The sequence below is a fragment of the Kitasatospora sp. NPDC090308 genome, from assembly GCF_044769485.1.
GTDB classification, from domain to species: domain Bacteria; phylum Actinomycetota; class Actinomycetes; order Streptomycetales; family Streptomycetaceae; genus Kitasatospora; species Kitasatospora fiedleri.
The window spans coordinates 506,428-520,311 of sequence record NZ_JBIVXY010000003.1; the positions used below are offsets into that span (position 1 = coordinate 506,428).

The following is a 13,884-nucleotide window of genomic DNA, read 5'->3' on the forward strand; positions in this document are numbered from 1 at the left end:
CTCGGACGCTACTGCGGCCCGGCCGCGCCCACCCGCATTGACCGAGCGGCCGATCGGGTGCTCCCGGCGGGCCGCCACCGGCCCGGCCCGCGGGCGGGGCCCGACGGGGGCGGGGAAAACCAGGGGAGCGGACGGCCGCGCGCTGCTACGGTCGGGCGCCATGAGCTGGCTTCCCGACGACTTCGTCCACCCCGTCCTGGTACCGCTGCCGGGCGGCGGTCACCACCTGCGGCCGATCCGGGAGGCGGACACCCCCCTCGACTACCCGGCCGTGATGGGTTCGCGCGAGCGGCTGTGGACCGTCTTCGGCCCGGCCTGGGGCTGGCCCGCGGCCACCATGACCTACGAGGCCGACCGGGCCGACCTGCTGCGGCACGAGCAGGAGATCGCCGCGCACCAGTCCTTCAACTACGCGCTGTTCGACGCGGCGGAGACGGCCCTGCTCGGCTGCGTCTACATCGACCCGCCGGAGAAGGCCGGTGCGGACGCCGACATCTCCTGGTGGGTGGTGGACGAGCTGGCGGGCGGCGAGGTCGAGCAGGCCCTCGACGCGCTGGTACCGCAGTGGATCGCCGCCGACTGGCCGTTCGAGCGGCCGCGCTACCCCGGCCGCGGGATCTCCTGGTCGGACTGGCTCGCCCTGCCGTAGGGCCCGTCGTCGAACCCCCGGAGCCTGAGCGGCCGTCCGACCCGTCCGACCCGTCCGACCCGTCCGACCCGGCAGGACCGCGGGGACGCCCCTCCCGCGCCGAGCCGCACCACGCCCGAGCAGCGGGGGGACCAACGGATCGCGTCCGGTGGGGTACAACTCCGGAAGCATGACGCAGAAGCCTTACCTGGACCGGGAGACGGCCGCCGCCCTGGCCGCCCGCGGCGGGGTGCCCGCGCCGCTGACCCCCGAGGCGCTGGGGGAGTGGCAGCGACGGGACGCGGAGCGGCGGCCCCGGCCCACGCTGCGGCAGCTCGCCGACGGCGGGCGGTTCGAGACCGCCGAGCACGACGCCGACGGTACCCCGCTGATCGCCGCCCGCCCGGCCGGGGCGGCCGGGCCGCTGCCCGCGCTGCTCTACCTGCACGGGGGCGGGCTGATCGGCGGCAACGCGTACGCCGTCCTGCCGCGCGTGCTGCGGGAGTTGGCCGAACCACTCGGGCTGGCCGTGCTCTCCGTCGAGTACCCGCTCGCGCCCGCCGCCCGCTACCCGGCCCCGCTGCACGCCTGCCGGACGGCGCTGCGCTGGACGGCCGCGCACGCCGGGCGGCTGCGGATCGACCCCGGGCGGATCGTCCTCGCCGGCAAGAGCGCCGGGGGCGGGCTGGCCGCCGCGCTCGCCCTGCTGCTGCGCGACGAACGCGACGAACGCGACGAGTGCGGTGAACTCCCTTCCCCGGCCGGGCAGTTGCTGCTCAGTCCGATGCTGGACGACCGCGGCGGCACCGCCTCCGCCCGGCAGGCCGCCGGGCACGACACCTGGGACGCCGTCTCCAACGCCACCGCCTGGCAGGCCGCGCTCGGCCCGCTGCACGGCACCCCCGACCTCCCCCCGTACGCCGCGCCCGCCCGGGCCCGCGACCTGTCCGGCCTGCCGCCCGCCTACCTGGAGGTCGGCTCCGCCGAGACCTTCCGCGACGAGGTCACCGCCTACGCCGACGCCCTGTGGCGCGCCGGCGGCCACGCCGAACTGCACGTCTGGCCCGGCGCCCCGCACGGCTTCGACACCCTCGCCCCGCGGGCCGCGATCAGCCGGGCAGCGGTCGCGGCCCGGGCGGGCTGGCTGCGGCGGCTGCTGTTCAGCTACGACCTCGGGGGAAATTGACGTCGGGACGTGCTCGTCCGGCGGGCCGGCTGGTGGTCGATCGGCAGCCGGTCTGCTGGACCGGCGCCGGCGCCGGCTCAATGCTCGGCTTCCACCGGGTCGCCCGCCGGGCGGAGCGGTCGCCACCGCCCGCACTCGGCGTGGGTGGGCTCCACGCAGATCCGTTGCACGGATCTCTTCGAGCAACCCGCCCAGACGTGTACGCGAGATGCCGGACGGAGCGGGATGCAAACAGGCCGCACGGGTCCGGCCGCACCTCACCGCTCACCCGATCTGCGGGGACCTTCACAGGTCACTGTCCCACCGGGGTCGGGGCTGCTCGTTCCTGGTCGTTCCTGGTCGTCAGCCGACGCTCTTCGGGGCGGTGACGAGGGTCTGCAGGGCGCGGACCAACTGGGTTGCGTCCGAGGAGGAGAGCGGGGCGAGGAACCGGCGTTCCATCTCCGCGCGGGCGTGCTCGGCTTCGCGCAGACAGTCCTGACCCGTTGGGGTCAGCTGCACGGTGTTCTTGCGCCGGTCCTGGGGGCTGCGGTGGCGCGCAACGAGCCCCTTCTCCTCCAGGGCGTCGACGAGCGCCACCATCGTCGTGCGGTCGACGCCGAGCCTGCCCGCCGCCTCCAGCTGGGACAGCGGGTACTCCGCCGCGAGCACGACGAGGACCGCCAGCTCGCGGCCGTCGAGGCCGAACGGCGCCAGCGCCAGCGCGGAGGCCTCGGTCAGCCGAAGGTGCACGTGCTTGAGCAGATAGCCGAGTCGGGAGGCGAGGGCCTCGGATGTCGCGTCGCCCGTCATGCTCGCATTGTATCCCAGAACTGATGGTCAGTATTGCTGACGATCACCTATGGTGACAGTATTGCCGTCGCCGGGGGCGGCACGTCGAGCCGAAGGGGGCGTGTGCACCATGACCGACCAGCAGCAGGACCGAGTGACGTTCGGTATCAAGACCACCCCGATGCGCGTCGCCTACGAGGACGTACTCCGGGTGTGGCAGGAGGCCGACGCCCTGCCGGAGATCGCGGACGCGTGGCTGTGGGACCATCTGATGCCGATCGCAGGCCCCAGGAACGGGCAGATCCTCGAAGGGTGGACCCTCCTGAGCGCCTTGGCCGCGCAGACCCAACGGCTGCGGCTGGGACTGCTCGTGACCAGTAACCGGATCCGCCGGCCCGCCGTCCTGGGCAAGATCGCCACCACGGTCGACGTGATCTCCCGGGGCCGCCTGATCATGGGTCTCGGCGTGGGCGGCACCCACCAGCCACCCAACGCCGGTGGCGTCACGGGCGAGAACCCCGCCGTCGCGGAGTACGACGCCTACGGCCTGACCCTGGTCCCCCCGGCCGAGGGCATCGCCCGCCTGGCCGAGACCGTCACCATCCTCAAGCGCATGTGGACAGAGGAAGCCTTCGACTTCCACGGCCGCTACTACACCCTCAAGGGCAACCGCAACGAACCCAAGCCCGTCCAGCAACCGGGCCCACCGCTGCTCATCGGCGGCTGGGGGACCAGAACACTCCGTCTGGTCGCCGAGCACGCGGACATCTGGAACATTCCCGGCCCGCCGCACAACACCCTCGACTACATCATCCAGCGCAGCCGCGTCCTGGACGCCCACTGCGCCGCCATCGGCCGGGACCGCCGGACGATCACCCGCTCCGTGCAGTACACCGTCTCCTACGACGACCTCGCCGGTGACCGCAGGTCGGTCCTGGACCTCATCGGCGCCGGTCTGACGCACATCGTGCTGAGCCTGCGAAGCCCCTACCCCCCGCAGGCCGCACAGCGGCTCGTCGACGAGATCATCACGCCCGTACGCGCGGAGCTCGACAGGCAGTGAAGGCCGGGCGTCGGTCCAGGCGGGCGGGGCGCCATCGACTGAACCGGGCGACCGTTGACGCCGGGCCGGCGTCCTCGAACTCAATTTCCCCCGAGGTCGTCGGCGGGCAGCCGGGTGTCGGTCCAGCCGGTGTCGGTCCAGCCGTCGGTGGTGCGGGTGTGGCGGCGGCGCAGGTGTCGCTGTTCCGGGCCCGCCTGCCAGAACTCGGCCTCCGCCGCGTGCAGGGCGTAGCAGTGCAGGGCGGGCGAGGGCGTGGAGCAGGCGGGGGAGGGGCGGACCGGCCCGCGCAGGCGGACCTGGCGGCCCTGGGCCGGCCAGTAGACGGTGAGCGCGGCGTCCGGGCGGGTGGCGAGCTGGTGGGCCTTGGCGGAGTCGGGCTCGGTCCAGAAGTGCCAGGCGGCGGCGGACGCGTCGACGTCCCGCAGCACCAGCACCCGGGCGTCCGGCCGCCCCGCGGCGTCCACCGTGGAGAGCGTCACCACCTGGGCGTCCGGGCCGCCCGCCGCGAGGGCGTCCAGCAGCCAGGCGGTGAACAGCGCGGCGGGGCCGGTGGCCGTCCGGTCCGGCGGCGGGTAGGCGGGTGCGGCCAGCACCGGGTGGGCGATCAGGGCGCGGACGAGGGGGGTGCGGTCGTCGGTCACGGGGCTTCCTGGTCGGAGGGCGGGGCACCGGGCGGCATCAGCACGCTGACCCGGTAGGTCGTCGGGTGGGCGAGCCGTCCGCAGAGCGTGTCCACCCGCAGGTGCGACGCGTCGTACGGGCAGGAGCGGAGGTACGCCCGGAGCGCGTCGGCGTCCTGCGTCGAGTGGAGCGGGTGCCACTGCCAACCCGTGTGCTCCTCGGCGTGGCGGCGGCGTTCCCCGTCCTGTCGGCGTTCGCGCTTCCGTTGACCTGGCATGGGGCACACACTGGCGGTTCGCGGGGGCGGGGGCAAGCGGGTCGGCGGCGGCGGGTCACTCGATCGGGTCTTATTAGACTCGATGTTGATAAGAGTGGTCGAACCCCTTGTCCGGCCCGCTACCCGCGAGTAGTTTGCCGGTGTGCCCACCCGGGGCCGCTCCCCCCGTCCGTCGCGCGTCAGGAGGCACCCCCATGCCCCGCCCCACCCCGCCCGTCAGCGTGCACGACAGCCTGGTGCTCGAACCGCGCGACGTGCGCTTCGACTGGTCCCGGCTGCCGCTGCACTGGATCCCCGACGAGCCGATGGCCACCCACACCATCAACGTGCTGCACCTGCTGCTGCCCGAGGGCGAGCGGTGGTTCGTCAAGGTGTTCAAGGAGGCGCTGCCGCTGATCCGCGACGAACAGCTGCGCGAGGAGGTGCTCGGCTTCATCGGGCAGGAGGCGATCCACGCCGAGGCCCACCAGGAAGTCCTCGACCACCTGCTCGGCCAGGGCCTCGACCCGCGCCCCTACGTCCGGCAGATCAGCTGGCTGTTCCGCCGCGTCCTGGGCGACAAGCCCGGCCTGACCGCCCGCCAGCACCGCGAGAACGTCATCGAGCGCGTCGCCTTCGTCGCCGCCATCGAGCACTTCACCGCCTTCCTCGGCAACTGGGCCCTCAACTCGCCCGGCCTCGACCGGGCCAAGGCCGACCCCACCATGCTCGACCTGCTGCGCTGGCACGGCGCCGAGGAGGTCGAGCACCGCAGCGTCGCCTACGACCTGATGCGCCACCTCGACCCCGGCTACCTGCGGCGCGTCCGCGGCATGTTCGTCTCCGGCCCGCTGCTGATCCACCTGTGGATCCGCGGCGCCCGCTTCATGCTCGCCGCCGACCCCACCCTGGAGGGCCGGCTCGTCCCCACCTGGCGCGAGGCCCGGCGCGCCGCCCGGCGCGGCCTGCTGCCTGAACCCGCCCGCTTCCTGCGCTCCGCCGCGCGCTACTTCGGCCCCGGCTACCACCCCACCCGCGAGGGCAGCTCCTCGCAGGCCCTCGCCTACCTGGCGAAGTCGCCGGCGGCCAAGGCCGCCGCCACCCACTGAGCAGGGCGCGCCCGAACGGGAAACCCGGCGGAACCGGACGCCCGGCGGAACCGGGCGCGCGCCCGAACCGGACGCGCGACCAGGGACGCGAACACCGATGGCCCCCGGCGGGGCGTGAACACCTCTTGGAGCCGTACCCCCATGGATCTCGAAACGCCACCCCCCGACCTGTACGGACGCCCCCGGGCCGACCGCTTCTTCGCCCGGCTGACCGCCTTCGGCGACTGGTACAGCCCCGCGCTGGGCCGCCCCGGGCTGCGCCGCAGCCCGCGCCGACCGGAGGCCCGGCCGGTGCCGCCGCTGCACCTGGTGGTGGTCTCGCACCGGGTGGTCGCCGAGGACGTGGCGGAACTGCGGCTGGCCGACCCGTCCGGCGGGATGCTGCCGCCCTGGCAGCCCGGCGCGCGGATCGTGCTGACCCTGCCGTCCGGCCGCGAGCGGCACTACTCGCTCTGCGGCGACCCGGCCGACCGGCACGCCTACCGGATCGCGGTGCGCCGGATCGCGGACGGCGGCGGCGGCTCCGTCGAGGTCCACGACGACCTGCACGTCGGGGTCCGCCTGCGGGTGCGCCGCCCGCGCAACGGCTTCGCGTTCTGCGGCGAGGAGAAGGTGCTGTTCCTGGCCGGCGGCATCGGCGTCACCCCGCTGCTCCCGATGGCCCGGGCCGCCCGACACGCCGGCCTCGACTGGCGGCTCGTCCACACCGGCCGCACCGCCGCCGCCCTCCCGTTCACCGACGAACTGCGCGCCCTCGACCCGGCCCGGGTGATCGTCCGCACCGACGACGAGCACGGCCTGCCCGACGCCGCCGAGCTGCTCGCGCACGCCCCCCGCGGCGCCGCCGTCTACGTCTGCGGCCCCGCGCCGATGCTGCTCGCCGTCCAGCGCGCCCTGCCCCAGTCGCCCGCCACCGCACTGCACTTCGAACGGTTCGGGGCCGCGCCGATCCGCGACGGGCGCCCGTTCGGCATCCGGATCGACGGCCGGACGCTCACCGTCCCCGCCGACCGCTCCGCGCTGGACGTCGCCCGCGAGGTCAGGCCCGACCTGCCCTACTCCTGCCGACAGGGCTTCTGCGGCACCTGCGTGCTCAGGACCACCGACGGCACCCCCGAGCACCGCGACCGCCGGCTCACCGCCGAACAGCGGGCCGCCGGCCTGATCCTGCCCTGCGTCACCCGGGCCGCCGAGGGCGAGACCCTCGTCCTGGAGGTGTGAGAGATGAAGCAGCCGCCCCGATTCCCGTACAGCGAAAGGGACCTGGCGAAGTTCCGGGAGGTCCAGCAGCTCTCCTACCACTGCGCCGAACAGGTCGCCGCCTGGATCGAACCCGGCGTCACCGAACGCCAGGCCACCGCCGAACTGCGCCGCTGCCTGGTCCGGGCCGGCGTGCAGGACTTCTTCCACGTCCCGTTCGCCTGGTTCGGCGACCGCACCGCCTTCCGGCACTTCCGCACCCCGCTCCAGTTCTTCGCCGGCTCCCGGGTGCTCACCGAGGGCATGCCGTACGTCCTGGACTGCGCGCCCGTGGTGGACGGCTACACCGCCGACATCGGCTACGGCGGCAAGGTCGGCGACAACCCCGTCTGGGACCTGCTCGCCAAGGACCTCCGGGTCTACCGCGAACTGATCCTGCGCGAGGTCAGGGCCCGCCGCACCCTCGCCGAGGTGTACGCCGCCGTCGACGCCCAACTCGCCGCCCACGGCTACGACAACCGCCACCAGGTCTACCCCGGCCGGGTCATCGGCCACCAGGTCACCCGGAACACCGCCCGCGGCCCGGCCGGCGTCAACCTGTTCGGCTTCGGCGTCCGCACCCTCCAGACCCTGGGCCGCGAACTCGTCAAGGAACGCCTGGAGGGCCGCTCCCCGCTCTGGGCCGGCGGCCGCGCCTCCCACCACGCCCCCACCCCCGGCCTCTGGGCGGTCGAACCGCACATCGGCTTCCGCGACGTGGGCATCAAGTTCGAGGAACTCCTCGTCGTCACCGAGGACGACGCGTACTGGCTCGACGACGACCTGCCGCACGTGCGGCGCTGGACACTCCAGGAGGCACGCGCATGACCGGCCGCAGCAACGGGACCCGCCGGCGCACCGTCGACTCCGGCGGGATCGCCCTCGCCGTGTACGAGCAGGGCGACCCGGCCGACCCGACGGTGATCCTGGTGCACGGCTACCCCGACGACCACTCGGTCTGGGACGACGTCGCCGCGGACCTCGCCGTCGACCACCACGTGGTGCGCTACGACACCCGCGGCTCCGGGGCCTCCGGGGTGCCCGCCGCCCGGGAGGACTACCGGCTGGAACTGCTCGGCGCGGACCTGTTCAACGTCGCCGACGCCGTCAGCCCCGACCGGCCGGTGCACGTCGTCGCGCACGACTGGGGGAGCGTGCAGTGCTGGGAGGCCGTCACCGCGCCCGGCGCGTACCGGCGGATCGCCGGCTACACCACGATGTCCGGCCCGTGCCTGGACCACATGGGCCACTGGATCCGGCACCGGCTGCGCCGCCCCACCCCGCGCCACCTGTCCCAACTGCTGCGGCAGGGCGCGCACTCCTGGTACATCGCGCTGTTCCACCTGCCCGTGCTCGCCCCCGCCGCCTGGAGGCTCGGCCTGGCCCGGCTGTGGCCCCGGGTGCTGCGCGACCTGGAGGCCGTCCGCCCCCGGCCCGGCCACCCGCAGGCCACCCTCGCGCGGGACGCCGTGCACGGCATCGAGCTGTACCGGGCCAACATGCGCCCCACCGTGCGCCGGCCGCGCGAACGGCACACCGAGGTGCCGGTGCAGCTGATCACCCTGCAACGCGACCACTACGTCTCCGACTTCCTCTCCGAGGGCCTGGAACGCTGGGTGCCCCGGCTCACCCGGCGCACCCTGAACGCCACCCACTGGTCCGCGCTGCTGGAGAAGGGCCCCGCGGTGGCCGCCCTGGTCCGCGAGTTCACCGCCCGCGACCACGGCGCCGTCCGCCAGGAACCCTCCGCGGCGGGCGAGTTGGTCGTCGTCACCGGCGGCGGCAGCGGCATCGGCCGGGCCACCGCGCTGGCCTTCGCCGAGCAGGGCGCCCGGATCGTGGTCTGCGACCGCGACCTGCCCGCCGCGCAGCGCACCGCCGAACTCTGCACCCTCTCCGGCGTCAAGGCCGCCGCGTACCGGGTCGACGTGAGCGACGGCCCGGCCGTCGACGCGTTCGCGCAGCAGGTCGCCGCCGAGCACGGGGTGCCCGACGTGGTGGTCAACAACGCGGGGATCGGCCACTCCGGCACCTTCCTGCAGACCACCGAGGAGGAGTGGCGGCGCGTCCTGGACGTCAACCTGTGGGGCGTCATCCACGGCTGCCGCGCCTTCGGACAGCTGATGGTCGACCGCGGCGAGGGCGGCCACCTCGTCAACCTCGCCTCCGCCGCCGCCTACCTGCCCTCCAAGGTGCTCGCCGCGTACGCCACCTCCAAGTCCGCGGTCCTCATGCTCTCCGACTGCCTGCGCGCCGAACTCGCCCCGCACCGGATCGGCGTCTCCACCATCTGCCCCGGCATCGTCAACACCAACATCACCCGCACCAGCACCTTCTCCGGCCTCGGCGACGGCGAACTCGCCGCCAAGCAGGCCAAGGTCGCCAAGATGTACGCCCGCCGGGGCTTCCCGCCGGAGAAGGTCGCCGCCGAGATCGTCCGCGCCGTCCGCACCCGCAAGGCCGTCGTCCCCGTCACGATCGAGGCCAAGGCCGCCCGCCTGCTCGGCCGGCTCAGCCCCGCGCTGCTGCGCCGGGCGGCCCGGATCAACGCGGGCTGAAACGTCCCTGCCGGGGGCGCGCACCACCCCGCGCCCCCGGCTGCGCGGTCCGCCGCGCCGCCCGGCTCCCGGTCCAGCACCGGGAACGGCGGCCCCGCCGCCCCGTAGACTGGCCGTCCGTGGACCTGACGACGATGGCCGGACCGCTCGCCTCCTTCGCCCTGGTGGTGGGCCTGCTCACGCTCACTCCCGGGCTCGACACCGCACTGATCCTGCGCACCGCCGTCCTCGGGCGGCGACGCCAGGCGTGGGGGGTGGTCCTCGGCATCCAGACCGGCACCCTGGTCTGGGGCACCGCCTCCGCGGCCGGGATCAGCGTGCTGCTCACCGCCTCCCGCCTCGCCTACGAGACGCTGCGCTGGGCCGGCGTCTGCTACCTGCTGTGGACGGGCGTGCGGATGCTGCGCGAACGGCACCCGCGGCGGGACGGGGCGGGCGACGGCAGCGACGGCAGCGACAGCGGCGACCGTGACGGCGACGGCAGCGACGACGGGGCGGGCGGGTGGTGGGCCGGGTGGCGGCGCGGGACGCTCACCAACCTGCTCAACCCCAAGGTCGGCGTCTTCTACGTCGCCGTCCTCCCCCCGTTCATCCCCGCCGGGGCCCCGCACCTCGCGGCCGGCGTCCTGCTCACCTCGGTCCACGTGGCCGAGGGCCTGCTCTGGTCCGCCGCCCTGATCGCCTTCGCCCACACCCTGCGCGCCCGCCTGCGCCGCCCCGCCGTCCGCCGCCTGCTCGACCGGGCCACGGGCGTCGCCGTGCTCGGCTTCGGCGCGAAGCTCGCCCTCGGCGACTGACCGCGCCGGGCGGCCGACCCCGCCGGAGCGCCCGCCCGGGGGCGGGGCACCGGGCCGGTCAGCCCGCGGCCGGGCGGGTCAGGGCGTGCAGGTGGCGTTCGCGGGGGCGGGGGAGGAGGGCTTCGAGGGGGTAGCCGGCCTTCCGGGCGACCCGGCAGGAGGCGGGGTTGTCCGCGTGGTGGATCAGTTCCAGGCGGGTCAGGGCGGGGCCGTCGGCGGGGGAGAGGGCCCAGGCGGAGAGGAGGGCCACCGCTCGGGGGGCGAGGCCGCGTCCGCGGGCGGGGCGCCGGTCCAGTAGCCGACCTCGCCGGTGGGGCCGGTGCCGCCGGGGCGTTTGAGCACGACGTGGCCCACGGCCCGCCCGTCCGTGACCATGGCGAAGGCGAGGCGCTCGCCGGTGGCGCGGCCCGCGCGTTCGGCGGCGATCCAGCGCAGTGCCCCGGCGCGGTCGGACACCCGGTGGGAGGTCCGGCGGCGGATCTCCGGGTCGGCGAGCAGGGCGGCCAGCGCGTCGGCGTCGCCGTCCTCCCACGGGCGGAGCGTCAGGTCCGCGGAGGTCAGTGTCGTCATGCCGGTGCGCTCCGTTCCGGTGGGGTCCGTTCCGTCGGGGTCCGCTGGGGTCCGTCGGGGCCCGAGCCTATCCGGTCGGGCACGTCCCGTTCCGCCGGCCGGCCGGCGAACATCTGATGATCCGTCAGGAGGTCGCAGGGCGGGGGCGCACGAGGCGCACGCACGGGTGATCGATATGATTCCTGACGGGTCGTCAATTTCCTTTTCCTGCAACGCGGATGTCCGTATTCCGCTTACCATTCGGCCAAAAGAGGTGCATGCGGGGCCGTACCGGTGATCTTCCCGCGGTGGTTCGGCGTGCCTTCCCGACGACGGACGACGAGAGCAGGGCATGACCCAGACAGAACAGCAGACCAGGGCGCCCGTGCGGGGCGCCGGGCGGCGGCGGGCCGAACGGGCCGCCGCCGTGGTGGCGGCCTTCGCGGCGGCCACGGCCGTCGCCGCCCCCTCGGCCTCGCCGGCCGGTGCGGAGGGGTCGGTGACGGTGCGGGTGGTGCGGGCGGTGGACGAGAGCGGGACGTGGAGTCCGGCGCTGGAGCCGGGGCTGGCCGGGGTGACGGTGACGCTGACCGGCGAGGACGGCGCGGTGCGCACGGGGGTGACGGCGGCCGACGGGACGGTGACGCTGGCGCCCGCCAAAGCGACCGCGAGCGGCCGGTACCGGGTGGACGTGGTCAATCCGCGGCCGGGCGTGCTGTACCCGGCGTTCGCCGCCCGCGAGGGGCTGACCGGGGCGCCGGACCGGCTCAGCAGCAACGAGGAGTTCGTCGACCTCTCCGACGGCGGGCAGGCCGTGCTCACCACCGGCCTGTGGAACCCGTCCGACTACTGCCAGCGCAACGCCCCGCTGGCCACCGCCTGCCAGCCCGCCGCCGCCGACCCGGCGAGCAAGCGGACCCTGCTGAGCTTCCCGTACGAGTCGCGCGGCATCAACCAGGACGTCACCGACATCAGCACCGCCGCCGACACCGGCAACGTGTTCGGCCTGGCCTGGGACCGCGACGGCCGACGGCTGTTCAGCTCGGCCCAGGCCAAGCGCGACACCCGGTACGGCCCCGGCGGGCCGGGCGCGATCTACGTCACCGACCCGGCGAAGAGGACCACCGCCCTGTTCGCCACCGTTCCCGACGCCGGGACGGCCGCGCACGGCGGCGACGGCGACCCGGCGTTCCTGGCCGCGGCCGGGAAGGAGAGCCTGGGCGGGCTGAAGCTCACCGAGGACGGCCGCGACCTGTACGTGGTCAACCTGCACGACCGCAGGCTGTACCGGTACGACGCCACCGCGGCGTCCGCGTCCGCGCCGAAGGCGGTCTACCCCATCCCGTCCGGCGGCTGCCCGGCGGCCGGGGACTGGCGCCCGTTCGGCCTGGGCATGCAGGACGGGACCGGCTACGTCGGCGGCGTCTGCTCCGGCCAGTCCACCCAGCGGCTCGCCGACCTGCGGGCCGTCGTGCTGCCCTTCGACCCGGCCACCGGGACGTTCGGCGCGGCCGTGCTCGACCAGCCGCTCGACCACCGCGGCACGTCCGCCAACGACTGCGCCGGCTACTACTGGTACCCCTGGCTGGACACCGCGCCGTCCGCCGGGGTCTGCTACTTCCACGGGGAGCCCGAACTCGGCGAGATCGGCTTCGAGACCGACGGCTCGATGCTGCTCTCCTTCCGCGACCGGTACACCGACCAGGCCAACTCCTACCCGGTGCCCGGCCGGCCGCTCCCGCCCGGCTCGACGCTGGCGCTCTCCTCCGGCGACCTCAACAAGGCGTGCGAGTCCGGCGACGCGTACGTGCTGGACGTCAACCTCGGCTGCGGGCAGACCACCCGGGGCAAGGGCTTCTACGACGTGCGCCGCTACTACGGCTCGCACACCTACGCCAGCTACGCGGGCATGGCGCTGTCCAGGGCGGAGGACTCCATCGCCACCTCCGGCTACGACGTGCTCGACCACGCCAACACCGCCGGCACCATGTTCACCCTGCGCACCGGCGCACCCGACCCCGGCGCGGGCCAGGAACTCTCCGACGGCTTCTCCAGCTTCGGCAAGGGCTCCGCGATGGCCGACCTCGAAGTGCTCTGCGACCGCGCCCCGCTCCAGATCGGCAACCGGGTCTGGTACGACCCCGAGCGCTCCGGCCTGCAACTGCCGCAGCAGCGGCCGGTGCCCGGCGCGACCGTCCACCTGTACGACGCGGACGGCACGCTGGTCGGCACCACGAAGACCACCGACCGCGGCGAGTACTACTTCGACGACGGCGACGTCACCGGCGGCCTCCGGCCCAGGACCGCCTACACCATCCGGCTCGACAACCCCGCCGACTACACCGAGGGCGGACCGCTCCACCACTGGGTCCCGACCGCGGACAACGTCGGCGACAACCGCCTGATCGACTCCGACGGCACCGTCCCCGACGGCGGCACCTACGTGGAGCGGGCGCTCACCACCGGCGGGCCCGGGCAGGACGACCACGGCTTCGACTTCGGCTTCCAGCGCCAGCGCGGCGCGCTGCGCCTGGTCAAGCACGACCAGGACGGCCGGCCGCTGCCCGGCGCGGTCTTCCAGCTGTGGCGCGAGGCCAACGGCACCGGCGGACTCCAGGCCGACGGCGACCGGCCCGACACCAAGGTCGGCGACCCGTGCACCACCGGCACGGACGGCACCTGCGCCGACCGGGCGGACCTCGGCACCTACTACTGGCAGGAGGTCAGCCCGCCCGAGGGCTACCGAGCCCCCGAGCGGCCGGTCCTCGGACCGGTCGTGCTGGACGACGAGCACCTCGACGCGGGCATCACCACGACCGCCGTCAACACCCTCCTCCCGCAGACCGGTCCGAGCCCCACCCCGACCGCGACGCCCACGCCCACGCCCGCCCCGGCCCCCACCCCGGACGCGCCCGCCCCGCCGCAGGCCCGCCCGGCCCCGTCCGGCAGCCTGGCCAGCACCGGCCTGGACGGGGCCGTCCCGTTCGCGCTGGCCGGCGGCGCGCTGCTGCTGGTGCTCGGCACCGGCCTGGTGGTCGTGGCGAGGAGGCGCCGCAGCAGCTGATCCGCCGTCAGACCGGGGCCCCGGGCCCGGACCCGGGGCCCCG

At 74.9% G+C, this 13,884-nt stretch carries 12 protein-coding genes and 1 pseudogene; 9 read left to right on the forward strand and 4 right to left on the reverse strand.

Translation table 11 applies throughout. From position 1 onward, the window contains the following. Positions 1-160: 160 nt before the first annotated feature. Together ACIQVD_RS09795 and ACIQVD_RS09800 are read left to right on the forward strand one after the other, a co-directional pair. Entirely contained in the window at positions 161-649 is a 489-nt protein-coding gene (locus tag ACIQVD_RS09795; RefSeq protein ID WP_400679072.1) for an N-acetyltransferase, read from the forward strand. A gap of 169 nt (positions 650-818) precedes the next feature. Then, positions 819-1,814, forward strand: coding sequence for an alpha/beta hydrolase fold domain-containing protein (locus tag ACIQVD_RS09800; RefSeq protein ID WP_402287433.1), 996 nt, complete (start codon positions 819-821; stop codon positions 1,812-1,814). 342 nt (positions 1,815-2,156) lie between these two features. Here ACIQVD_RS09800 and ACIQVD_RS09805 read toward each other — a convergent pair whose 3' ends face one another. Further along, a complete protein-coding gene (locus ACIQVD_RS09805) occupies positions 2,157-2,606 on the reverse strand; it encodes a MarR family winged helix-turn-helix transcriptional regulator (protein WP_400679074.1) in 450 nt (149 codons plus the stop codon). A gap of 109 nt (positions 2,607-2,715) precedes the next feature. On the opposite strand from ACIQVD_RS09805, the gene ACIQVD_RS09810 reads away from it, so the two are divergent. Further along, positions 2,716-3,648: an LLM class flavin-dependent oxidoreductase gene (locus tag ACIQVD_RS09810; RefSeq protein ID WP_402287436.1), complete on the forward strand. Its 933-nt coding sequence runs from the start codon at positions 2,716-2,718 to the stop codon at positions 3,646-3,648. Between the two features lie 80 nt (positions 3,649-3,728). On the opposite strand, the gene ACIQVD_RS09815 is transcribed toward ACIQVD_RS09810, so the two are convergent. Both ACIQVD_RS09815 and ACIQVD_RS09820 read right to left on the reverse strand, forming a co-directional pair. Beyond that, positions 3,729-4,289 carry a pyridoxamine 5'-phosphate oxidase family protein gene (locus ACIQVD_RS09815; protein WP_402287439.1) on the reverse strand — a complete coding sequence of 187 codons (561 nt, stop codon included), beginning with the start codon at positions 4,287-4,289 and terminating at the stop codon, positions 3,729-3,731. Continuing rightward, entirely contained in the window at positions 4,286-4,546 is a 261-nt protein-coding gene (locus ACIQVD_RS09820; RefSeq protein WP_402287442.1) for a hypothetical protein, read from the reverse strand. Before ACIQVD_RS09820 ends, ACIQVD_RS09815 begins: the two co-directional genes overlap by 4 nt. A gap of 194 nt (positions 4,547-4,740) precedes the next feature. Here ACIQVD_RS09820 and ACIQVD_RS09825 point away from each other — a divergent pair, with 194 nt between their 5' ends. From ACIQVD_RS09825 to ACIQVD_RS09845, 5 genes are all read left to right on the forward strand, one after another. Next, complete coding sequence (locus tag ACIQVD_RS09825; protein WP_400679080.1) at positions 4,741-5,634, forward strand: metal-dependent hydrolase; 894 nt, start codon at positions 4,741-4,743, stop codon at positions 5,632-5,634. A gap of 141 nt (positions 5,635-5,775) precedes the next feature. Further along, the gene (locus tag ACIQVD_RS09830; RefSeq protein WP_402287445.1) at positions 5,776-6,855 is read left to right on the forward strand and encodes a PDR/VanB family oxidoreductase; all 1,080 of its coding nucleotides are present in this window, start codon (positions 5,776-5,778) and stop codon (positions 6,853-6,855) included. 3 nt (positions 6,856-6,858) lie between these two features. Further along, positions 6,859-7,701: a M24 family metallopeptidase gene (locus ACIQVD_RS09835; protein ID WP_400679083.1), complete on the forward strand. Its 843-nt coding sequence runs from the start codon at positions 6,859-6,861 to the stop codon at positions 7,699-7,701. After that, complete coding sequence (locus ACIQVD_RS09840; protein WP_402287447.1) at positions 7,698-9,431, forward strand: SDR family oxidoreductase; 1,734 nt, start codon at positions 7,698-7,700, stop codon at positions 9,429-9,431. Before ACIQVD_RS09835 ends, ACIQVD_RS09840 begins: the two co-directional genes overlap by 4 nt. 134 nt (positions 9,432-9,565) lie before the next feature. Further along, positions 9,566-10,228, forward strand: coding sequence for a LysE family translocator (locus tag ACIQVD_RS09845; RefSeq protein WP_402287737.1), 663 nt, complete (start codon positions 9,566-9,568; stop codon positions 10,226-10,228). A gap of 58 nt (positions 10,229-10,286) precedes the next feature. Here the strand turns inward: ACIQVD_RS09845 and ACIQVD_RS09850 are convergent. Then, a pseudogene (locus tag ACIQVD_RS09850) lies at positions 10,287-11,131 on the reverse strand (GNAT family N-acetyltransferase). Between ACIQVD_RS09850 and ACIQVD_RS09855 the strand changes: the two are divergent. Further along, the gene (locus ACIQVD_RS09855) at positions 11,130-13,841 is read left to right on the forward strand and encodes an SdrD B-like domain-containing protein (protein ID WP_402287449.1); all 2,712 of its coding nucleotides are present in this window, start codon (positions 11,130-11,132) and stop codon (positions 13,839-13,841) included. The pseudogene ACIQVD_RS09850 and the gene ACIQVD_RS09855 sit on opposite strands and share 2 nt — an antisense overlap. The last annotated feature ends 43 nt before the right edge of the window (positions 13,842-13,884 follow it).

Excerpts from the sequence above, each read along its gene's own strand:
- ACIQVD_RS09795 (WP_400679072.1), top strand. The coding sequence starts at position 161 with ATGAGCTGGCTTCCCGACGACTTCGTCCACCCCGTCCTGGTACCGCTG.
- ACIQVD_RS09800 (WP_402287433.1), top strand. The coding sequence starts at position 819 with ATGACGCAGAAGCCTTACCTGGACCGGGAGACGGCCGCCGCCCTGGCC.
- ACIQVD_RS09805 (WP_400679074.1), bottom strand. The coding sequence starts at position 2,606 with ATGACGGGCGACGCGACATCCGAGGCCCTCGCCTCCCGACTCGGCTAT.
- ACIQVD_RS09810 (WP_402287436.1), top strand. The coding sequence starts at position 2,716 with ATGACCGACCAGCAGCAGGACCGAGTGACGTTCGGTATCAAGACCACC.
- ACIQVD_RS09820 (WP_402287442.1), bottom strand. The coding sequence starts at position 4,546 with ATGCCAGGTCAACGGAAGCGCGAACGCCGACAGGACGGGGAACGCCGC.
- ACIQVD_RS09825 (WP_400679080.1), top strand. The coding sequence starts at position 4,741 with ATGCCCCGCCCCACCCCGCCCGTCAGCGTGCACGACAGCCTGGTGCTC.
- ACIQVD_RS09830 (WP_402287445.1), top strand. The coding sequence starts at position 5,776 with ATGGATCTCGAAACGCCACCCCCCGACCTGTACGGACGCCCCCGGGCC.
- ACIQVD_RS09835 (WP_400679083.1), top strand. The coding sequence starts at position 6,859 with ATGAAGCAGCCGCCCCGATTCCCGTACAGCGAAAGGGACCTGGCGAAG.
- ACIQVD_RS09840 (WP_402287447.1), top strand. The coding sequence starts at position 7,698 with ATGACCGGCCGCAGCAACGGGACCCGCCGGCGCACCGTCGACTCCGGC.
- ACIQVD_RS09845 (WP_402287737.1), top strand. The coding sequence starts at position 9,566 with ATGGCCGGACCGCTCGCCTCCTTCGCCCTGGTGGTGGGCCTGCTCACG.
- ACIQVD_RS09855 (WP_402287449.1), top strand. The coding sequence starts at position 11,130 with ATGACCCAGACAGAACAGCAGACCAGGGCGCCCGTGCGGGGCGCCGGG.